The organism is Pseudomonas sp. COW5 (assembly GCF_026240005.1).
Taxonomy (GTDB): Bacteria; Pseudomonadota; Gammaproteobacteria; order Pseudomonadales; family Pseudomonadaceae; genus Aquipseudomonas; species Aquipseudomonas kribbensis.
The window spans coordinates 4,741,898-4,763,267 of the sequence record NZ_JAPHVP010000001.1 but is presented as its reverse complement, the minus strand read 5'-3'; the positions used below and the strand labels follow the sequence as shown (position 1 = coordinate 4,763,267).

Sequence of the window (21,370 nt, the reverse complement as noted above, 5' to 3'; positions counted from 1 at the left end):
CGAAAAAATAACCATGACTACAGGCAGTGCTCTGTACATCCCGCCTTACAAGGCAGACGACCAGGATGTGGTCGTCGAACTGAACAACCGTTTTGGCGCCGAAGCGTTCACCGCTCAGCCGACCCGCACCGGCATGCCGGTGCTGTGGGTGGCCCGCGCCAAACTCGTTGAAGTCCTGACTTTCCTGCGCAACCTGCCCAAGCCGTACGTCATGCTCTATGACCTGCACGGCGTGGACGAGCGTCTGCGCACCAAGCGTCAAGGGCTGCCATCGGGCGCCGACTTCACCGTGTTCTATCACCTCATGTCGCTGGAACGTAATAGTGACGTGATGATCAAGGTCGCCTTGTCCGAGAGCGACCTCAGCTTGCCGACCGTCACCAGCATCTGGCCGAACGCCAACTGGTACGAGCGCGAAGTCTGGGACATGTACGGCATCGACTTCAAAGGTCACCCTCACCTGTCGCGCATCATGATGCCGCCGACCTGGGAAGGTCACCCGCTGCGCAAGGACTTCCCGGCGCGCGCCACCGAATTCGATCCGTTCAGCCTGAACCTGGCCAAGCAACAGCTCGAGGAAGAAGCCGCGCGCTTCCGTCCTGAAGACTGGGGCATGAAGCGTTCCGGCCCGAACGAGGACTATATGTTCCTCAACCTGGGTCCGAACCACCCTTCGGCTCACGGTGCGTTCCGTATCATCCTGCAACTGGACGGTGAAGAGATCGTCGACTGCGTTCCGGACATCGGCTACCACCACCGTGGCGCCGAGAAGATGGCCGAGCGTCAGTCCTGGCACAGTTTCATTCCGTACACCGACCGTATCGACTACCTCGGCGGCGTGATGAACAACCTGCCGTACGTGCTCTCGGTCGAGAAGCTCGCCGGCATCAAGGTGCCGGAGAAGGTCGACGTCATCCGCATCATGATGGCCGAGTTCTTCCGGATCACCAGCCACCTGTTGTTCCTGGGTACCTACATCCAGGACGTCGGCGCCATGACCCCGGTGTTCTTCACCTTCACCGACCGCCAGAAGGCGTACACGGTGATCGAAGCCATCACCGGTTTCCGTCTGCACCCGGCCTGGTACCGCATCGGCGGCGTCGCCCACGACCTGCCGCGCGGCTGGGACAAACTGGTGAAGGACTTCGTTGAATGGCTGCCAAAGCGCCTCGACGAATACACCAAGGCCGCCCTGCAGAACAGCATCCTCAAGGGTCGTACCATCGGCGTTGCCCAGTACAACACCAAAGAAGCCCTGGAATGGGGCGTCACCGGTGCCGGCCTGCGCTCCACCGGTTGCGACTTCGACCTGCGTAAGGCGCGCCCATATTCCGGCTACGAGAACTTCGAGTTCGAAGTACCGCTGGCCGCCAACGGCGATGCCTACGACCGCTGCATGGTTCGCGTCGAAGAGATGCGCCAGAGCGTCAGGATCATCGACCAGTGCCTGCGCAACATGCCGGAAGGCCCGTACAAGGCGGATCACCCGCTGACCACGCCGCCGCCGAAAGAGCGCACGCTGCAGCACATCGAAACCTTGATCACGCACTTCCTGCAGGTTTCGTGGGGCCCGGTCATGCCGGCCAACGAATCCTTCCAGATGATCGAAGCGACCAAGGGCATCAACAGTTATTACCTGACGAGCGACGGCGGCACCATGAGCTACCGTACCCGGATCCGTACTCCGAGCTTCGCCCACCTGCAGCAGATCCCTTCGGTGATCAAAGGCAGCATGGTCGCGGACCTGATTGCGTACCTGGGTAGTATCGACTTCGTTATGGCCGACGTGGACCGCTAAGCATGAACAGCACGCTTATCCAGACAGACCGTTTCACCCTGAGTGAAACCGAGCGCTCGGCCATCGAGCACGAGCTGCATCACTACGAAGATCCGCGCGCGGCGTCGATCGAAGCCTTGAAGATCGTCCAGAAGGAACGCGGCTGGGTGCCGGACGGCGCTCTGTACGCCATCGGCGAGATCCTCGGCATCCCGGCCAGCGACGTTGAAGGCGTGGCCACGTTCTACAGCCAGATCTTCCGTCAGCCGGTCGGCCGTCACATCATTCGCGTCTGCGACAGCATGGTCTGCTACATCGGCGGCCACGAGTCGGTGGTCAGCGAAATCCAGAACAACCTGGGGATAGGCCTGGGTCAGACCACCGCCGACGGTCGTTTCACCCTGCTGCCGGTCTGCTGCCTCGGCAACTGCGACAAGGCACCGGCGCTGATGATCGATGACGACACCTTTGGCGATGTCCAGCCTGCCGGCGTCGCCAAACTGCTCGAGGGCTACGTATGACCCTGACTTCTTTCGGTCCGGCCAACCGCATCCAGCGTTCGGCCGAGACTCACCCGCTGACCTGGCGCCTGCGTGACGACGGCGAAGCCGTGTGGCTCGACGAGTACCAGGCCAAGAACGGTTACGCCGCTGCGCGCAAGGCCTTTGCCGACATGGATCAGGACGCCATCGTCCAGACCGTGAAAGACGCCGGCCTCAAGGGTCGCGGCGGTGCAGGCTTCCCTACTGGCGTGAAGTGGGGCCTGATGCCCAAGGACGAATCCATCAACATCCGCTACCTGCTGTGCAACGCGGATGAAATGGAGCCGAACACCTGGAAAGACCGCATGCTGATGGAGCAACTGCCGCATCTGCTGATCGAAGGCATGCTGATCAGCGCCCGTGCGCTGAAAACCTACCGTGGCTACATCTTCCTGCGTGGCGAGTACACCACCGCCGCCAAGCACCTGAACCGTGCCGTGGAAGAAGCCAAGGCAGCGGGCCTGCTGGGCAAGAACATCCTGGGCAGCGGCTTCGATTTCGAGCTGTTCGTCCACACCGGCGCCGGGCGTTACATCTGCGGTGAAGAAACCGCACTGATCAACTCCCTCGAAGGTCGCCGCGCCAACCCGCGCTCCAAGCCGCCCTTCCCTGCCGCCGTTGGCGTGTGGGGCAAGCCGACCTGCGTGAACAACGTTGAAACCCTGTGCAACGTGCCGGCGATCATCGCCGACGGCGTGGACTGGTACAAATCGTTGGCCCGCGACGGCAGCGAAGACATGGGCACCAAGCTCATGGGCTTCTCCGGCAAGGTCAAGAACCCGGGCCTGTGGGAACTGCCATTCGGCGTGACCGGCCGCGAGCTGTTCGAAGACTACGCCGGCGGCATGCGCGACGGTTACAAGCTCAAGGCCTGGCAGCCAGGCGGCGCCGGTACCGGTTTCCTGTTGCCTGAACACCTCGATGCACAAATGTACGCCGGCGGCATCGCCAAGGTGGGCACCCGTATGGGTACCGGCCTGGCCATGGCGGTGGACGACAGCGTCAACATGGTGTCCCTGCTGCGCAACATGGAGCAGTTCTTCGCTCGCGAATCCTGCGGTTTCTGCACCCCTTGCCGTGATGGCCTGCCATGGAGCGTCAAGCTGCTGATGGCCATCGAACAAGGTCGCGGCCAGCCAGGCGATATCGAGACCCTGCTGGGTCTGGTCAACTTCCTCGGCCCGGGCAAGACCTTCTGTGCTCACGCACCGGGTGCCGTGGAGCCGTTGGGCAGCGCCATCAAATACTTCCGTCCAGAGTTCGAAGCCGGTATCGCGCCTGCAAGCGCCGCCGTCCCGCCTCTGGCGAAGCCGATTGTAGTCGGCGCGTAAACGCTTAAAAAAAGGCGAAGGGTCCGTGCCCTTCGCCTTTCGTCCGATGACGCCTTTCGGGGCTGACTGGATTCGGACGGATAACAAGATTCCATTAGCCACGCCCGCTGACACCGGGCCAACGAAGACCTTTGAACCATGGCCACTATCCACGTAGACGGCAAAGCGCTCGAAGTCGACGGGGCAGACAACCTGTTACAGGCATGTCTGTCGCTGGGCCTCGACATCCCTTATTTCTGCTGGCACCCCGCGCTTGGTAGCGTCGGGGCCTGCCGCCAGTGCGCGGTCAAGCAGTACACCGACGAGAACGACACCCGTGGTCGCATCGTCATGTCCTGCATGACCCCGGCCACCGACAACACCTGGATCTCCATCGACGATGAAGAATCCAAGGCGTTCCGCGCCAGTGTCGTCGAATGGCTGATGACCAACCACCCGCACGACTGCCCGGTGTGCGAGGAAGGCGGTCACTGCCACCTGCAAGACATGACTGTGATGACCGGCCACAACGAGCGCCGTTATCGCTTCACCAAGCGCACCCACCAGAACCAGCAACTGGGCCCGTTCATTTCCCACGAAATGAACCGCTGCATCGCTTGCTACCGCTGCGTGCGCTTCTACAAGGACTACGCCGGCGGCACCGACCTCGGTGTGTACGGCGCCCACGACAACGTGTACTTCGGTCGCGTTGAAGACGGCACCCTCGAAAGCGAGTTCTCCGGCAACCTCACCGAGGTCTGCCCGACCGGTGTGTTCACCGACAAGACTCACTCCGAACGCTACAACCGCAAGTGGGACATGCAGTTCTCGCCGAGCATCTGCCATGGCTGCTCCAGCGGTTGCAACATCTCCCCGGGCGAGCGTTACGGCGAACTGCGTCGCATCGAAAACCGTTACAACGGTTCGGTGAACCAGTACTTCCTGTGTGACCGTGGCCGTTTCGGTTATGGCTACGTCAACCGCACCGACCGTCCACGTCAGCCGCTGCTGGCCGACGGCACCAAACTAAGCCTGGACGACGCGCTGGACAAAGCCGCCGACCTGCTGCGCGGTCGCAACATCGTCGGTATCGGCTCGCCCCGTGCCAGCCTGGAAAGCAACTACGCGTTGCGTGAACTGGTAGGCGCCGAGCACTTCTACTCCGGTATCGAAGCCTCCGAGCTGGAACGCATCCGTCTGGTCCTGCAAGTGCTGAAAGACAGCCCGCTGCCAGTGCCGAACATGCGCGACATCGAAGACCACGACGCCGTGTTCGTCCTCGGTGAAGACCTGACCCAGACCGCTGCCCGCATGGCCCTGGCCCTGCGTCAGTCGGTAAAAGGCAAGGCCGAAGACATGGCCGAAGCCATGCGCGTCCAGCCTTGGCTCGACGCTGCGGTGAAGAACATCGGTCAGCACGAGCTGAACCCGCTGTTCATCGCCAGCCTGGCTGAAACCAAGCTCGACGACATCGCCGAGGAGTGTGTACACGCCGCTCCGGACGATCTGGCCCGCATCGGTTTCGCCGTGGCTCACGCCCTGGACGCCAGCGCACCGGCCGTCGAAGGTCTGGACGCTGAAGCCCTGGAACTGGCCAAACGCATCGCCGACGCCCTGCTCGCTGCCAAGCGTCCGCTGATCATCGCCGGTACTTCGCTGGGTTCCAAAGCCCTGATCGAAGCGGCTGCGAACATCGCCAAGGCCCTGAAGCTGCGCGAGAAGAACGGTTCGATCAGCCTGATCGTGCCGGAAGCCAACAGCCTCGGCCTGGCCATGCTCGGTGGCGAATCGGTTGATGCCGCGCTGCAAGCGGTCATCGACGGCAAGGCCGACGCCATCGTCGTGCTGGAAAACGATCTGTACACCCGTACCTCGAAAGCCAAGGTCGATGCGGCACTGAATGCTGCGAAAACAGTGATCGTTGCCGACCATCAGAAAACGGCTACCAGCGACCGCGCGCATCTGGTTCTGCCAGCCGCCAGCTTCGCTGAAGGCGACGGTACGCTGGTCAGCCAGGAAGGTCGCGCCCAGCGCTTCTTCCAGGTTTTCGACCCGCAATACATGGACGCGAGCATTCTGGTCCACGAAGGCTGGCGCTGGCTGCACGCCCTGCGCGCCACCCTGCTGAACCAGCCGATCGACTGGACGCAACTCGACCACGTCACCTCCGCCGTTGCTTCGAGCACCGCGCAACTGGCCGGCATCGTCGACGCTGCACCGTCCGCCGCGTTCCGCATCAAAGGCATGAAACTGGCCCGTGAACCGCTGCGCTACTCCGGCCGCACTGCAATGCGCGCCAACATCAGCGTTCACGAACCGCGCACCCCGCAAGACAAGGACACCGCGTTCGCCTTCTCGATGGAAGGTTACTCGGGCTCCGCCGAACCGCGTCAGCAGGTTCCTTTTGCCTGGTCGCCGGGCTGGAACTCGCCGCAAGCCTGGAACAAGTTCCAGGACGAAGTCGGTGGTCACCTGCGCGCTGGCGATCCAGGCACCCGCCTGATCGAAAGCACCGGTGATTCGCTGAACTGGTTCGCTGCTGCGCCACGTGCATTCAACCCGGCGCCGGGCACCTGGCAAGCCGTGCCGTTCTTCCACCTGTTCGGCAGCGAAGAGAACTCTTCGAAAGCCGCTCCGGTTCAGGAACGCATTCCGGCGGCCTACGTTGCTCTGGCCAAGTCCGAAGCCGACCGCCTGGGCGTCAACGACGGTGCACTGCTGAGCCTCAACGTTGCCGGCCAGACCCTGCGTCTGCCGCTGCGCATCAATGAAGAGCTGGGCGCAGGTCTGGTGGCATTGCCTGCGGGCATCGCCGGCATTCCACCGGCATTCGCCGGCGTATCCGTTGATGGTCTGCAGGAGGCAGCGCAATGACCTGGTTCACCCCTGAAGTGATCGATGTGATCCTGACGGTCATCAAAGCCATCGTGATCCTGCTGGCCGTTGTGGTCGCAGGCGCGTTGCTCAGCTTTGTCGAACGTCGCCTGCTGGGCTGGTGGCAGGACCGTTACGGTCCGAACCGCGTCGGCCCGTTCGGCATGTTCCAGATCGCTGCCGACATGCTGAAGATGTTCTTCAAGGAAGACTGGACCCCGCCGTTTGCCGACAAGGTGATCTTCACCCTGGCACCGGTCGTGGCCATGTCCGCCCTGCTGATCGCGTTCGCGATCATCCCGATCACCCCGACCTGGGGCGTGGCGGATCTGAACATCGGCCTGCTGTTCTTCTTCGCCATGGCCGGTCTCTCGGTCTACGCGGTGCTGTTCGCCGGCTGGTCGAGTAACAACAAGTTCGCCCTGCTGGGCAGCTTGCGTGCCTCGGCGCAGACCGTGTCCTACGAAGTGTTCATGGGCCTGGCCCTGATGGGCATCGTGGTGCAGGTCGGCTCGTTCAACATGCGCGACATCGTCGAGTACCAGGCGCAGAACCTGTGGTTCATCATTCCGCAGTTCTTCGGTTTCTGTACCTTCTTCATCGCTGGCGTGGCCGTGACTCACCGTCACCCGTTCGACCAGCCGGAAGCGGAACAGGAACTGGCCGACGGTTACCACATTGAATACGCCGGTATGAAATGGGGCATGTTCTTCGTCGGTGAATACATCGGCATCATCCTGATCTCGGCGCTGCTGGTCACCCTGTTCTTCGGTGGCTGGCACGGTCCGTTCGGCATCCTGCCGCAACTGTCCTTCGTCTGGTTCGCACTGAAGACCGCGTTCTTCATCATGCTGTTCATCCTGCTGCGCGCTTCCATCCCGCGTCCGCGTTATGACCAGGTGATGGATTTCAGCTGGAAATTCTGCCTGCCACTGACCCTGATCAATTTGCTGGTGACCGCTGCAATCGTGTTGTGGAACACGCCTGCAGTTGCGGTTCAGTGAGGATTTGACCCATGTTCAAATATATTGGCGACATCGTTAAGGGTACCGGTACCCAGTTGCGCAGCCTGGTCATGGTCTTCGGCCATGGCTTTCGCAAACGCGACACCCTGCAATACCCGGAAGAGCCGGTCTACCTGCCGCCACGCTACCGTGGCCGTATCGTCCTGACCCGCGACCCCGATGGCGAAGAACGCTGCGTAGCCTGCAACCTGTGCGCCGTGGCGTGCCCGGTGGGTTGCATCTCGCTGCAGAAAGCTGAAACCGAAGACGGTCGCTGGTACCCGGACTTCTTCCGTATCAACTTCTCGCGCTGCATTTTCTGCGGTCTCTGCGAGGAAGCCTGTCCGACCACCGCGATCCAGCTGACGCCGGATTTCGAGATGGCCGAGTTCAAACGTCAGGACCTGGTGTACGAGAAAGAAGATCTGCTGATCTCCGGCCCCGGCAAAAACCCTGATTACAACTTCTATCGTGTTGCAGGTATGGCCGTTGCGGGCAAGCCGAAAGGCGCCGCACAAAACGAAGCCGAGCCGATCAACGTGAAGAGCTTGCTGCCTTAAGGAAGAACGATGGAATTCGCTTTCTATTTCGCATCGGGTATCGCTGTTGTGTCCACACTGCGTGTGGTCACCAACACCAATCCTGTGCACGCCCTGCTCTACCTGATCATTTCGCTGATCTCCGTGGCCATGACCTTCTTCGCCCTCGGCGCTCCGTTCGCCGGCGTGCTGGAAGTGATCGCCTACGCCGGCGCCATCATGGTGCTGTTCGTGTTCGTGGTGATGATGCTGAACCTGGGCCCGGCCTCGGTTCAGCAGGAACGCACCTGGCTCAAGCCCGGCATTTGGGCAGGACCGGTGATTCTCGCCGCCCTGCTGCTGGCCGAACTGCTGTATGTGCTGTTCGCTCACCAGAGCGGTCAGGCCATCGGTCAAACCACCGTGGACGCGAAAGCCGTGGGCATCAGCCTGTTCGGCCCGTACCTGCTGGTGGTCGAACTCGCCTCGATGCTGCTGCTCGCTGCAGCCGTCACGGCGTTCCATTTGGGCCGTAACGAGGCGAAGGAGTAAGACATGCCTGCTATCCCTCTCGAACATGGTCTGGCGGTTGCCGGCATCCTGTTCTGCCTTGGTCTGGTCGGCCTGATGGTCCGCCGCAACATTTTGTTCGTGTTGATGAGTCTGGAAGTGATGATGAACGCCTCTGCACTGGCCTTCATCGTTGCGGGCGCCCGCTGGGCGCAACCGGATGGACAGATCATGTTCATCCTGGTGATCAGCCTGGCAGCCGCCGAAGCCAGTATTGGCCTGGCGATCCTGCTGCAACTGTATCGCCGCTTCCACACGCTCGATATCGACGCTGCCAGTGAGATGCGCGGATGAACCTACTCTTTCTGACTTTCGTATTCCCCCTGATCGGGTTCCTGTTGCTGTCGTTCTCCCGCGGCCGCCTCTCGGAAAACCTGTCGGCGCTGATCGGGGTCGGCTCCATCGGCCTGTCTGCCATCGTCGCGGCCTACGTGATCTGGCAGTTCAACGTCGCTCCACCGGAAGGTGGCGTGTACGTCCACGTACTGTGGAAGTGGATCTCGGTGGAAGGCTTCCAGCCTAACTTCGCCCTGTACCTGGACGGCCTGTCCGTGACCATGCTCGGTGTGGTGGTCGGCGTGGGTTTCCTGATCCACCTGTTCGCCTCCTGGTACATGCGCGGTGAAGCCGGTTACTCGCGCTTCTTCGCCTACACCAACCTGTTCATCGCCAGCATGCTGTTCCTGGTGCTGGGCGATAACCTGCTGTTCATCTACTTCGGTTGGGAAGGCGTGGGCCTGTGCTCGTACCTGTTGATCGGTTTCTACTACAGCAACCGCAACAACGGTAACGCCGCACTGAAAGCCTTCATCGTCACCCGTATCGGCGACGTGTTCATGGCAATCGGCCTGTTCATCCTGTTCCAGCAACTGGGCACGCTGAACGTCCAGGAACTACTGGTGAAGGCGCCTGAGCACTTCAAGGTCGGCGATTTCTGGATCGTGCTGGCAACCCTGATGCTGCTGGGTGGTGCGGTCGGTAAATCGGCTCAACTGCCGCTGCAGACCTGGCTTGCGGATGCGATGGCCGGCCCTACCCCGGTTTCGGCACTGATCCACGCTGCAACCATGGTTACTGCGGGTGTCTACCTGATCGCCCGTACCCACGGTCTGTTCGCCCTGGCGCCGGATATCCTGCACCTGGTCGGCATCGTCGGCGGTGTGACTCTGGTTCTGGCAGGTTTTGCCGCACTGGTTCAAACCGACATCAAACGTATCCTCGCCTACTCGACCATGAGCCAGATCGGCTACATGTTCCTGGCGCTGGGCGTTGGCGCCTGGGAAGGCGCGATCTTCCACCTGATGACCCACGCCTTCTTCAAGGCCCTGCTGTTCCTTGCGTCCGGTGCGGTGATCGTTGCCTGCCACCACGAGCAGAACATCTTCAAGATGGGCGGCCTGTGGAAGAAACTGCCGCTGGCCTACGCCAGCTTCATCGTCGGTGGTGCCGCCCTGGCTGCCCTGCCGCTGGTGACAGCAGGTTTCTACTCCAAGGACGAAATCCTCTGGGAAGCGTTCGCCAGCGGCCACAACGGTCTGTTGTACGCCGGTCTGGTCGGTGCGTTCATGACCTCGCTGTACACCTTCCGCCTGATCTTCATCGCGTTCCACGGTGAAGCCAAGACCGAAGCTCACGCCGGTCACGGCATCGCTCACTGGCTGCCACTGTCGGTGCTGATCGTGCTGTCGACCTTCGTCGGTGCCATGATCGTTCCACCGCTGCACGGCGTACTGCCTGAGAGCGTTGGCCATGCCGGTGGCGAAGCCAAGCACAGCCTGGAAATCGCCTCGGGCGCCATCGCCCTGGCCGGTATCCTGCTGGCGGCGGTGCTGTTCCTCGGCAAGCGTCGCTTCGTGACTGCGATTGCCAACAGCGGCATCGGCCGTCTCCTTTCGGCCTGGTGGTTCGCTGCCTGGGGCTTCGACTGGATCTACGACAAACTGTTCGTGAAGCCGTACCTTGCGATCAGCCACATGCTGCGCAAAGACCCGCTCGACCAGACCATCGGTCTGATCCCGCGTATGGCCAAGGGTGGTCACACTGCCCTGAGCCGTACCGAAACCGGTCAACTGCGTTGGTACGCTGCTTCGATGGCTGCTGGTGCCGTACTGGTAATCGGCGCTGTCGTGCTGGTAGCGGTCTGATATGAACCTTGCGAATTTGCGAAAGGAAACGAGCCCGTCATGATTCTGCCTTGGCTAATCCTGATCCCCTTCATCGGCGGCCTGCTGTGCTGGATGGGTGAGCGCTTCGGCGCTACCCTCCCCCGCTGGATTGCGCTGTTGACCATGACCCTGGAACTCGCCCTCGGCCTCTGGCTGTGGGCCCACGGTGACTATTCATTTGCTCCGGCGCCTGGTGCCGATCCGACCTGGGCGCTTGAGTTCAAGCACGTCTGGATCCAGCGCTTCGGCATCAACGTGCACCTGGCCCTCGACGGCCTGTCGCTGCTGATGATCCTGCTGACCGGTCTGCTGGGTATCCTGTCGGTACTCTGCTCGTGGAAAGAAATTCAACGTCACGTTGGCTTCTTCCACCTGAACCTGATGTGGATCCTGGGCGGTGTTGTCGGCGTGTTCCTCGCCCTCGACCTGTTCATGTTCTTCTTCTTCTGGGAAATGATGCTGGTGCCGATGTACTTCCTCATCGCGCTCTGGGGTCACAGTTCTTCGGACGGCAAGAAAACCCGTATCTACGCAGCGACCAAGTTCTTCATCTTCACTCAGGCTTCCGGCCTGATCATGCTGGTGGCGATCCTGGGTCTGGTACTGGTCAACTACAACAGCACCGGCGTGATCACCTTCAACTACGCCGACCTGTTGAAGACCAAGATGTCGATGACCACCGAGTACATCCTGATGCTCGGCTTCTTCATCGCCTTCGCGGTCAAGCTGCCAGTGGTTCCGTTCCACTCCTGGCTGCCTGACGCTCACGCCCAGGCACCGACTGCAGGTTCCGTCGACCTCGCCGGTATCTTGCTGAAAACCGCGGCCTACGGTCTGCTGCGTTTTGCCCTGCCGCTGTTCCCGAACGCCTCGGCCGAGTTCGCGCCGATCGCCATGACCCTCGGTCTGATCGGGATCTTCTACGGTGCGTTCCTGGCGTTCGCGCAAACCGACATCAAGCGTCTGATCGCCTTCTCGTCCGTTTCCCACATGGGCTTCGTACTGATCGGCATCTACTCCGGCAGCCAACTGGCGCTGCAAGGTGCCGTGATCCAGATGCTGGCCCACGGTCTGTCGGCCGCGGCACTGTTTATCCTGAGCGGTCAGCTGTACGAGCGTCTGCACACTCGTGACATGCGTGAGATGGGCGGTCTGTGGTCGCGTATCGCTTACCTGCCGGCGATCAGCCTGTTCTTCGCAGCCGCCTCTCTGGGTCTGCCGGGCACCGGTAACTTCGTCGGCGAGTTCCTGATCCTGATCGGCACTTTCGCCAGTGCGCCATGGATCACCGCGATTGCCACCTCCGGTCTGGTGTTCGGTTCGGTCTACTCGCTGATCATGATCCACCGTGCCTACTTCGGTCCGTCGAAATCGGATTCGATCCTGCACGGCATGGACGGTCGCGAACTGATCATGGTGCTGGGCCTTGCGGTGCTGCTGATTTACCTCGGCGTCTACCCGCAACCGTTCCTCGACACCTCTGCCGCCACGATGCATGGCGTGCAGCAGTGGCTCGGCACCGCCTTCACTCAACTCGCTTCGGCCCGGTAAGAGCGCTATGGAATTCACGATTCAACACTTTATTGCGCTAGCGCCACTGTTGATCACCAGCCTCACCATTATCGTGGTGATGCTGGCAATCGCCTGGCGCCGCAACCACTCGCAGACCTTCCTGATTTCGGTGGCGGGTCTGAACCTGGCCTTGCTGTCGATCCTGCCGGCCCTGAAAGTCGCGCCTCTGGCCGTGACTCCATTGCTGCAGATCGACACCTTTGCCTGCCTGTACATGGCGCTGATCCTGGTCGCCACCCTCGCCTGCGTCACCCTCGCCCACGCCTACCTCGGCGATGGCGGTTCGGGTTACCCGGGCAACCGTGAAGAACTGTACCTGCTGATCCTGATGGCCGCCGCCGGTGGCCTGGTTCTGGTCAGCGCGCAGCACCTGGCCGGTTTGTTCATCGGTCTGGAACTGCTGTCGGTACCGGTCTACGGTCTGGTGGCCTACGCCTTTTTCAACAAGCGTTCGCTGGAAGCCGGCATCAAGTACATGGTGCTGTCGGCCGCCGGTTCCGCGTTCCTGCTGTTCGGTATGGCGCTGCTGTACGCAGACTCGGGTTCCCTGAGCTTCGTCGGTATCGGTCAGGCACTGGCCACCACCAACCTGCCGAGCTCGCTGGCGCAACTGGGCCTGGGCATGATGCTGATCGGTCTGGCGTTCAAGCTGTCGCTGGTACCGTTCCACCTGTGGACGCCGGACGTGTACGAAGGGGCTCCGGCACCGGTGGCCGCGTTCCTCGCCACCGCCTCGAAAGTGGCCGTGTTCGCGGTAATGGTTCGTCTGTTCCAGATCTCCCCTGCCGCAAGCAGTGGTGTTCTGAGCAACGTGCTGACCATCATCGCCATCGCCTCGATCCTGTTCGGTAACCTGCTGGCCCTGACCCAGAGCAACCTCAAGCGTCTGCTCGGTTACTCGTCCATCGCGCACTTCGGCTATCTGCTGATCGCACTGGTGGCGAGCAAGGGTCTGGCGGTGGAGGCCATCGGCGTGTACCTGGTCACCTACGTGATCACCAGCCTCGGCGCCTTCGGCGTGATCACCCTGATGTCCTCGCCGTACAACGGCCGTGACGCAGATGCGCTGTACGAGTATCGCGGCCTGTTCTGGCGCCGTCCGTACCTGACCGCCGTACTGACCGTGATGATGCTGTCCCTGGCCGGTATCCCGCTGACCGCTGGCTTCATCGGCAAGTTCTACATCATCGCCACCGGTGTCGAGTCGCACCAATGGTGGCTGGTCGGTTCGCTGGTACTGGGCAGCGCCATCGGCGTGTTCTACTACCTGCGCGTGATGGTCACCCTGTACCTGATCGAACCGAACCTGCGCCGCCACGACGCCCAGCTGCACTGGGAACAGAAGGCCGGCGGCGTGATGCTGCTGGCTATCGCCGTGGTCGCGTTCTTCCTCGGTGTGTACCCGCAACCATTGCTGACCCTGGTTCAGCAGGCGGGCCTGGCGGGCTGATTGCTCTGCTGGAATGGCTACAAACAGAAACGGCACCTTCGGGTGCCGTTTTTGTTTTTGTGGGATTTGTTACCGCTGCTTTGTTCTCTTGCTGAATTTCCCGAAAACTCGCGCAAGACTGTCAGGTCCGTCCTACAGCCAAGATTGAGGGTGTGCCTCTATCCTGAGTGCCTGCGGAAAATATCAATCGAGGCAAAACAGATAATGAAACGCGAGACCTTTTACGAGTTGGTCGATGGTCACGGCGCTTTTGCGAGTGGATGCCAGAACGAAGTCCCGCCTGAGCGCTTCAACGAAAAACCTCCTCTTGCGTCACTCATCTGCACTGAAGCTTCGTTCAACTTTGCAGCCCCACATAGTTCTGGCTATATTTGTCCAGAATACGAGGGGCGAACCATGATCATTGTTCCGTTGGCCGAAGCCAAAAACAATTTATCCAAACTGGTCGATGACGCAGCTGCCGGACAAGTCATCACCATCGCCAAGCATGGCCGACCACTTGCTCGTCTGGTTCCAGTGGAGCGACCACGAGGACAGCGAATTGGTGCGATGAAGGGCAAACTTGTCGTTACCGATGACTTCGATGCTGCCCTGCCGGATGATCTGCTGGATGCCTTTGAAGGCCAGAAAATATGAGGGTGTTACTCGATACCCATGTTTTGCTCTGGGTACTCGCCGATGATCAGAAGTTATCCGGTAAAGCCAGACAACTCATCAATAATGCAGCCGAAATCTATGTCAGCGCCGCGACGTTCTGGGAAATGGCGATCAAGGTCGGCCTGGGAAAACTGAGCGTTGATCTGGACGAAATTCGGCGATACTGCGTCGAAAGCGGGTTCATTGAGTTGCCCATTTCATCCGAACACGCGATTGCAGTGAAGGATCTGGAATCTCACCACCGGGATCCGTTCGACCGCCTTATTGTGGCAACCGCTATGACGGAACCCATGAAGCTTCTCACTGCAGATCCCATTGTTGCCAAATACACGTCATTGGCCATTTTGATCTAGCCCTCGCGACAGTCGCGTTGAAGCTTTGCTAGCGCAATAAAAAACGGCACCTTCGGGTGCCGTTTTTGCGTTTATGCCATCACAGTTTCTTTACCATCGGCACGCAGGCCAGTTGTAGACCTGAAGGCGATTGATAAACCGCACTCCCCTCCCCGACGTAACCGCAGCGTCGATAAAAATCAGTGGCATTCAATGTCGCATCCAGACAAACCTCTGCCAGTCCCAAACTCCGTGCCAGCGCTTCAAGAAAGCTCAGCACTCGTTTGCCTAGACCGCGCCGCATGAAATCCGGGTGGATGAAAATTGCGCCAATTTCGCGATGCTCCAGATCGAGCATGCCGGTTGCCACAGGCTCACCCTCAACGTAACCCAGATAGAAATGCTTTTGCATGAGCGTGTCGTAACCGTCCTGCGCCGAGCCTTTTGTCCAGTCGAGCATCTGCTGCTCGCTGTAGGCACCGATGCATTGGTGACGGATCGCCAGTCGCCGGATCTCGAACGCTATCCAGGCATCCTCCGGGGTGGCTCTTTTGATTTCGAACATATCTCTCTCCATGAGCCATGTGCGGACAGGCAATGAAAAAGCCCCGTCCATTTCTGGCGGGGCTTTGGGTAACACGTCATTGACCAGACATGCATGACCCTATGGCCCGCCGGAAGCGGTCATAGCGGAGCACATCATGGTCATTCGGTGCTGGGCAGTCATGGCTGGATAGTGCTGCGGATTGTTCGGTCACGTCAATAACGAAGCTTCTTCTCTTATTTATCGAAAGCTCCCGCCAGCATGTCCGTTTCGTCCTACAGCCAGCTCAGGGGGCAATACCTCTATGTTGTTCGCCTGCTCAAGAGACCAATCAAAACGAGGAAGACCAATGAAACGCGAAATCTTTTCGGAACTGATGGATGGCCTCAGAGATTTGGCCGCCGCACGTGAAGGCAAAATCACTCTGAAAATCCACACGCTGAATTTGCCAAAGCGGATACCGATCACAAGTGGGGAAACAGAAATACGCCCTGAGCTGAGTAGTGAAGCTCAAACCGAACCCACCTAACGAAATTGTAATTCCCCCATCACCTCCCCGTTATCCGCAGCCTGCAACGATGTCACCCGGCGACTCTCCCGGTGGGCCCTTGCCCGTCGAACAATAAAACCCACGCCGAAGCACGTTCCCGTTCTGCCGAACTCAGGAGTGATTGATGGTTAACAACACAAAAATATCGATGGCCGCTTTAGCAGTGGTTGTCGGCGCCGGGCCGTCCGCGGTGTTTGCAGAAGACAAACCCGAAGGATTTATCGAAGGCAGCAGCCTGACGGTGCTCAACCGTAACTTCTATTTCAATCGTGATCACCGCAACGGCCAATCCAGTCCCACCGGCAATGGTTATTCCGAGGCCTGGGCCCATGCAGTCATCAGCAAGTTCGAATCCGGTTTCACCCAGGGTACCGTCGGGGTCGGGGTGGATGCTTTCGCGATGATCGGCCTGAAACTCGACACCGGTGACGGACGCAACGGTGGCCGCAGTTCGTTCGATGTGTTGCCGGTCGACAGCGAAGGCAAGGCACGGGACGAATACACCAAGGTCGGCGGTGCCGCCAAAGTGCGGGCCTTCGATACGGTGGTGAAAATCGGCGATGTGTTCCCGGCCAACCCGGTCGTTGCGGCGGGTGATTCGCGATTGCTGCCGGAAAGCTTTCGCGGTGTGACGGCGACCAACACCAGCATCGATGGCCTGTCGATCCAGGGTGGCCGGTTGCATGCGATGAGCCAGCCGGTGTCCAGCGACATGCGCGAGAATTTCGCGACCTTCTATGCCGGCCCGGTCAACTCGCCCTGGATCGCTTATGGCGGCGGCGATTATGCGCTGAACAAAAACCTCAGTTTCAGCCTGTACACCAGTCGCCTGAAAGATGCCTGGAACCAGTATTACGCCGGCACCGCCTGGACGTATCCGCTGTCGGGTGACCTGTCGCTGTTCGGTGGCCTGAACTATTACAAGGCGGTCGATGAAGGCAAACAGTTGCTCGGCCAGTTCGACAACAACATCTGGAGCGGCCGGGTCGGCGTGAAACTCGGCGCGCACTCGGTGGCCCTCTCCCACCAGCGCAACAACGGCAACGATGATTTCGATTACCTGCGCCAGTCCGACTCGATCTTCCTCGACAACTCGATCCAGTACAGCGACTTCAACTCACCCAAAGAGCGTTCCTGGATGGCGCGCTACGACCTCGACATGAGCACTTACGGCGTACCGGGCCTGTCGTTCATGACCCGTTATGCCCGTGGCACAGATGCCGATTATTCCAACGCCAACGCTGTGTACATGCGCCGCGATGCCGAAGGCAATCCGCTGACCGACCAGAAGCGCTGGGAGCGTGACATCGAAGTCAAATACGTGGTGCAGAGCGGTTCGATGAAAGACCTGTCACTGCGTCTGCGCCAGGCCACCACCCGTGCCACGGCGTTCGAGTCGGATCTGGATGAAGTTCGCGTGATCGTCGAATACCCGCTGGCGATTCTCTGAGTTTCACGAGCAACACATTCACCTTTAGAAGCTCCTTGCTCCTTTGGTAAGAGGTGAATCCTTTGGCGTCCTTCGGGACGCCTTTTTTATGCCTGAAAAAAAGCCCGACTCACTCAACATGAACCGGGCGATTGTGCCGTTACAGGCGCTATCCACCCTGTTGACGGCAGGTCCCCATGACGCTGTAGGTGACGGTGTTGAGTTGTCCTTTGGAGTCTTCATAAGTCATCGCAGCCGGCACCACCGCGCATTCATTTTTCGGCCGGACAACGCTCACCACTTTCTTCACATCCAGCTTCATTCCGTACGTATATTCCTTGACCACCGGCGCCGCTTTGCCCTGGGCCGCCGCGTACTGCTCCATGGCCTGGGCATTGGCGCTGAGCGCCCGGTCGAAAGTCCGATCTCCGCCCCCTTCGGCCAACGCATTCAAAGACATCGCCATGACACCGGTGAACGCCAACAACTTTAGAAGTTTCATATCCAGCTCCTTCAAAACACGACTCATAAAAAAGCCCACCATCGATGCGCGATGACGGGCTCATTCACTGGTGGCACGCTTACAGGTCTTGGGTCTGTTCGGCCTTCTTGTCGTTCACGACAACGGGATCCCGGGCCTTTTCCTTGGCAACGAACAGCTCCATGGAGCGGTCGTTGTTGGTCATCATTCGGTCGAAGGTGCGGTCGCCGCCACCTTCGGCCATCGCCAGGGAAGACACCGCCAACGCCAACAAAAACGCACCGATCTGTACAGGTTTCATGTTTGATTCCTCATTTAAGTAACTGACGGGATCAAGGTAACAATCCGAACCTTTCGTGACGGTGGCGCCGAAATTACATATCCGTTATGTAGAAAGGCCCGCAGTTGCGGGCCGGTTGTTAAAGCAAAAAATGACTAGGCAGCCGCAGGCGATTCCTCGTCCCGGCGATGAGCAATCTGATACAGCGCCGGCAGGATCAGCAGCGTGAGAATGGTCGAAGACAGGATTCCGCCGATCACCACCGTCGCCAGCGGTCGCTGCACCTCGGCGCCAGTGCCGGTTGCAAGCGCCATCGGAATGAAGCCCAGGGACGCCACCAGTGCAGTCATCAACACCGGTCGCAGGCGCGTCAGCGCACCGACGTTGATCGCCTCGGACAGCGAGCGCCCCTCCTCCCGCAAGTTGCGAATGAACGCAATCATCACCAGCCCGTTAAGCACCGCCACGCCGGACAATGCGATAAACCCGACACCCGCCGAAATCGACAGCGGAATGTCCCGCAGCCACAACGCCATGACCCCGCCGGTCAACGCAAACGGAATCCCGGTAAACACCAGCAAACCGTCCTTGAGGTTGTTGAACATCATGAACAACAGTCCGAACACCAACAGCAACGCCACCGGCACCACGATCTGCAAGCGCTTGGCCGCCGATTGCAGTTGCTCGAACTGCCCGCCCCAGGTCGTCCAGTAACCCGCCGGCACCTGCACATCGCGCTCGATCACTTCGCCCGCCTCGGCGACGAACGATCCGATGTCACGCCCACGCACGTTGGCGCTGACGATTACCAGGCGCTTGCCGTTTTCGCGACTGACCTGATTCGGCCCCAGCACCAGATCGAGGCTGGCGACATCCTTGAGCGCAATGAAACCGATCTGACTGGCTGCATCACCACCCGCCGCCGGCACTGGAATCAGCAGCGCCGACAGCCCTTCGATGTCCTTGCGCATGGCATCGGACAGGCGCACCACCATGTCGAATCGTCGGTCACCTTCGTACATCGTCCCGGCCTTCTGCCCGCCGACGGCCACCGCAATGGTGTCCTGCACATCGCCAACGTTGAGCCCGTAACGCGCAGCCTTGTCGCGGTCGATGTTGATGGTCAGCACCGGCAGCCCGGTGGTTTGCTCGACCTTGACCTCGGATGCGCCGTTGACCTTCTGCATCGCGACAGCAATCTTCGTCGCCGTGGCGTTGAGTACGTCCATGTCATCGCCGAACACCTTGACCGCCACATCGCTGCGTACGCCGGAGATCAGCTCGTTGAAACGCAACTGAATCGGCTGCGACAGTTCATAGTTGCTGCCCGGCAAAGTTGCGGCGGCCTGCTGCAGTTCAGCCATCAAGGTCTCCCGGGACTTGCCCGGATCCGGCCATTGGTCTTTGGGCTTGAGCATCACGTAGCTGTCGGAGATGTTCGGCGGCATCGGGTCGGAGGCGATTTCCGCCGTGCCGGTGCGGGCGAACACGCGCTCGACTTCCGGCACTTTATTGAGGATCAACGTTTCCAGTCGCTGCTGCATGTCCACCGATTGCGTCAGGCTGGTGCCCGGCACGCGCAACGCCTGCAAGGCAAAATCGCCTTCGCTGAGACTCGGCACAAACTCGCTGCCCATGCGGCTGGTGACCACGCCACTGAGCACGATCACACCCAGCGCTGCGCCCACGGCAACGGCACGATGCGACATCACCCAGGCCAGCGCGGGTGCATACACACGACGTGCACCGCGCATCACAACGCCCTCTTCTTCCTTGACCTTGCCGGTGACGAACAGCGCAATCGCGGCAGGCACAAAGGTGACAGACAAGAGCATGGCGCCAAGCAACGCGATGACCACGGTGAACGCCATCGGATGGAACATTTTCCCTTCGACGCCGCTCAGGGCGAAGATCGGCAGGTACACCACCATGATGATCAACTGGCCGAAAATCAGCGGTCGCCGCGCCTCTTTCGCCGCGGCAAACACTTCATGGAAACGCTCGGACCGCGTCAGCAACCGTCCGTGATGCTGCTGCGCATGAGCCAGTCGTCGCAGGGTGTTTTCGACGATCACCACCGCGCCGTCGACGATGATGCCGAAGTCCAGGGCACCAAGGCTCATCAGGTTGGCGCTGACCTTGTTGCTGAACATGCCGGTGAAGGTAAACAGCATCGACAGCGGAATCACCATCGCGGTGATCAGCGCGGCGCGGATGTTACCGAGGAAGAGGAAGAGGATTGCGATCACCAGAATCGCGCCTTCGACGAGGTTCTTCTTCACCGTGGCGATGGCCTTGTCGACCAGATGCGTGCGGTCGTACACCGGCACCGCGATCACGCCAGCGGGCAAGGACTTGTTGATCTGTTCCAGCTTGGCGGCGACGGCCTGGGAGACCGTGCGGCTGTTCTCGCCGATCAGCATGAACACCGTGCCGAGCACCACTTCACGGCCATTTTCCGTGGCGGCGCCGGAGCGCAGTTCACGGCCGATATCCACGGTGGCAACGTTCTTGATGCGGATCGGCGTGCCGTCGACGTTGGCCATGACGATGTTGGCAATGTCCTCGGTGCTCGCCACTTGCCCCGGCGCGCGAATCAGCAATTGCTCGCCGCTGCGTTCGATGTAGCCGGCGCCGACGTTGGCATTGTTGCGTTCCAGCGCCGTCACCAGATCGGTGAGTGTCAGTTTGTAGGCCGCGAGTTTTTTCGGATCGGGGGCAATCTGGTACTCCTTGGCAAAGCCGCCGATGGTGTTGATCTCGGCCACACCGGGAACGTTGCGCAGTTGCGGCTTGATGATCCAGTCCTGGATCACTCGCAAGTCCGTTGGCGTGTAGGGCGTGCCGTCATCCTTCAGCGCGTCCTCCTTCGTTTCGACCGTCCACAAAAAGATCTCGCCGAGCCCGGTGGAAATCGGCCCCATCACTGCTTCCACGCCCTCGGGCAATTGCTCCTTGGCGGACTGCAACCGCTCGTTGACCAACTGCCGGGCAAAGAACAGGTCGGTGCCGTCCTTGAAGATCACCGTGACCTGGGACAACCCCGAACGCGACAGCGAGCGGGTCTGCTCCAATGCGGGCAGTCCGGCCATCGCGGTTTCAATCGGAAAAGTGATGCGCTGTTCGGTTTCCAGCGGCGAAAAACCGGCCGCGCCGGTGTTGATCTGCACCTGGACGTTGGTGATATCGGGCACGGCGTCGATCGGCAGCTTTTGGTAACTGGCGATGCCGAGGCCGGCCATGAGCAGAACGGCGAGCAGCACGATGATGCGCTGCTCGATGGCAAACTGGATCAGGCGTTCGAACATGGGAGTC

General features: G+C 60.3%; 19 protein-coding genes. 15 read left to right on the top strand and 4 right to left on the bottom strand.

Going from position 1 to position 21,370, the window contains the following annotated elements:
* Positions 1-13 precede the first annotated feature (13 nt).
* The 13 genes from nuoC (at position 14) to OQ248_RS21670 (ending at position 14,792) form a co-directional block, all read left to right on the top strand.
* A complete protein-coding gene (gene nuoC, locus OQ248_RS21730) occupies positions 14-1,798 on the top strand; it encodes an NADH-quinone oxidoreductase subunit C/D (RefSeq protein ID WP_085712391.1) in 1,785 nt (594 codons plus the stop codon).
* 2 nt (positions 1,799-1,800) lie between these two features.
* A complete protein-coding gene (nuoE, locus tag OQ248_RS21725; RefSeq protein WP_003223804.1) occupies positions 1,801-2,298 on the top strand; it encodes an NADH-quinone oxidoreductase subunit NuoE in 498 nt (165 codons plus the stop codon).
* Entirely contained in the window at positions 2,295-3,650 is a 1,356-nt protein-coding gene (gene nuoF / locus OQ248_RS21720) for an NADH-quinone oxidoreductase subunit NuoF (protein ID WP_064380702.1), read from the top strand. The genes nuoE and nuoF overlap by 4 nt, the downstream gene beginning before the upstream one ends.
* Positions 3,651-3,788: 138 nt before the next feature.
* Positions 3,789-6,503: an NADH-quinone oxidoreductase subunit NuoG gene (nuoG, locus tag OQ248_RS21715; protein WP_265813957.1), complete on the top strand. Its 2,715-nt coding sequence runs from the start codon at positions 3,789-3,791 to the stop codon at positions 6,501-6,503.
* Positions 6,500-7,507 (top strand): NADH-quinone oxidoreductase subunit NuoH, encoded by a 1,008-nt coding sequence (gene nuoH / locus OQ248_RS21710; protein WP_007951460.1) that lies wholly within the window; start codon positions 6,500-6,502, stop codon positions 7,505-7,507. Before nuoG ends, nuoH begins: the two co-directional genes overlap by 4 nt.
* A gap of 11 nt (positions 7,508-7,518) precedes the next feature.
* Complete coding sequence (gene nuoI, locus OQ248_RS21705) at positions 7,519-8,067, top strand: NADH-quinone oxidoreductase subunit NuoI (RefSeq protein WP_007951461.1); 549 nt, start codon at positions 7,519-7,521, stop codon at positions 8,065-8,067.
* A gap of 9 nt (positions 8,068-8,076) precedes the next feature.
* Positions 8,077-8,577, top strand: coding sequence for an NADH-quinone oxidoreductase subunit J (nuoJ, locus tag OQ248_RS21700; RefSeq protein ID WP_085690004.1), 501 nt, complete (start codon positions 8,077-8,079; stop codon positions 8,575-8,577).
* Positions 8,578-8,580: 3 nt separating this feature from the next.
* Positions 8,581-8,889, top strand: a complete 309-nt coding sequence (nuoK, locus tag OQ248_RS21695; protein WP_003180046.1) for an NADH-quinone oxidoreductase subunit NuoK — start codon at positions 8,581-8,583, stop codon at positions 8,887-8,889.
* Positions 8,886-10,739: an NADH-quinone oxidoreductase subunit L gene (nuoL, locus tag OQ248_RS21690; RefSeq protein ID WP_119428974.1), complete on the top strand. Its 1,854-nt coding sequence runs from the start codon at positions 8,886-8,888 to the stop codon at positions 10,737-10,739. Before nuoK ends, nuoL begins: the two co-directional genes overlap by 4 nt.
* 39 nt (positions 10,740-10,778) lie before the next feature.
* Complete coding sequence (nuoM, locus tag OQ248_RS21685) at positions 10,779-12,311, top strand: NADH-quinone oxidoreductase subunit M (RefSeq protein ID WP_007951464.1); 1,533 nt, start codon at positions 10,779-10,781, stop codon at positions 12,309-12,311.
* Between the two features lie 7 nt (positions 12,312-12,318).
* Entirely contained in the window at positions 12,319-13,782 is a 1,464-nt protein-coding gene (gene nuoN, locus OQ248_RS21680) for an NADH-quinone oxidoreductase subunit NuoN (RefSeq protein ID WP_085712396.1), read from the top strand.
* Between the two features lie 204 nt (positions 13,783-13,986).
* On the top strand, positions 13,987-14,418 hold the full coding sequence (locus OQ248_RS21675; RefSeq protein ID WP_265813956.1) for a type II toxin-antitoxin system Phd/YefM family antitoxin: 432 nt from the start codon (positions 13,987-13,989) through the stop codon (positions 14,416-14,418).
* Complete coding sequence (locus tag OQ248_RS21670; protein ID WP_265813955.1) at positions 14,415-14,792, top strand: type II toxin-antitoxin system VapC family toxin; 378 nt, start codon at positions 14,415-14,417, stop codon at positions 14,790-14,792. Before OQ248_RS21675 ends, OQ248_RS21670 begins: the two co-directional genes overlap by 4 nt.
* Positions 14,793-14,871: 79 nt before the next feature.
* Here OQ248_RS21670 and OQ248_RS21665 read toward each other — a convergent pair whose 3' ends face one another.
* A complete protein-coding gene (locus OQ248_RS21665; RefSeq protein WP_265813954.1) occupies positions 14,872-15,336 on the bottom strand; it encodes a GNAT family N-acetyltransferase in 465 nt (154 codons plus the stop codon).
* A 328-nt stretch (positions 15,337-15,664) separates the two neighbouring features.
* Between OQ248_RS21665 and OQ248_RS21660 the strand changes: the two genes are divergently transcribed.
* Both OQ248_RS21660 and OQ248_RS21655 read left to right on the top strand, forming a co-directional pair.
* A complete protein-coding gene (locus OQ248_RS21660; protein ID WP_265813953.1) occupies positions 15,665-15,844 on the top strand; it encodes a hypothetical protein in 180 nt (59 codons plus the stop codon).
* Between the two features lie 145 nt (positions 15,845-15,989).
* Complete coding sequence (locus OQ248_RS21655) at positions 15,990-17,315, top strand: OprD family porin (RefSeq protein ID WP_265813952.1); 1,326 nt, start codon at positions 15,990-15,992, stop codon at positions 17,313-17,315.
* 148 nt (positions 17,316-17,463) lie between these two features.
* Here the strand turns inward: OQ248_RS21655 and OQ248_RS21650 are convergent, their stop codons facing one another.
* From OQ248_RS21650 to OQ248_RS21640, 3 genes are all read right to left on the bottom strand, one after another.
* Positions 17,464-17,796, bottom strand: a complete 333-nt coding sequence (locus tag OQ248_RS21650; RefSeq protein WP_119428977.1) for a DUF2790 domain-containing protein — start codon at positions 17,794-17,796, stop codon at positions 17,464-17,466.
* 79 nt (positions 17,797-17,875) lie between these two features.
* Entirely contained in the window at positions 17,876-18,076 is a 201-nt protein-coding gene (locus OQ248_RS21645; protein ID WP_248743191.1) for a co-regulatory protein PtrA N-terminal domain-containing protein, read from the bottom strand.
* A gap of 134 nt (positions 18,077-18,210) precedes the next feature.
* A complete protein-coding gene (locus tag OQ248_RS21640) occupies positions 18,211-21,363 on the bottom strand; it encodes a CusA/CzcA family heavy metal efflux RND transporter (RefSeq protein WP_265813951.1) in 3,153 nt (1,050 codons plus the stop codon).
* Between the last annotated feature and the right edge of the window lie 7 nt (positions 21,364-21,370).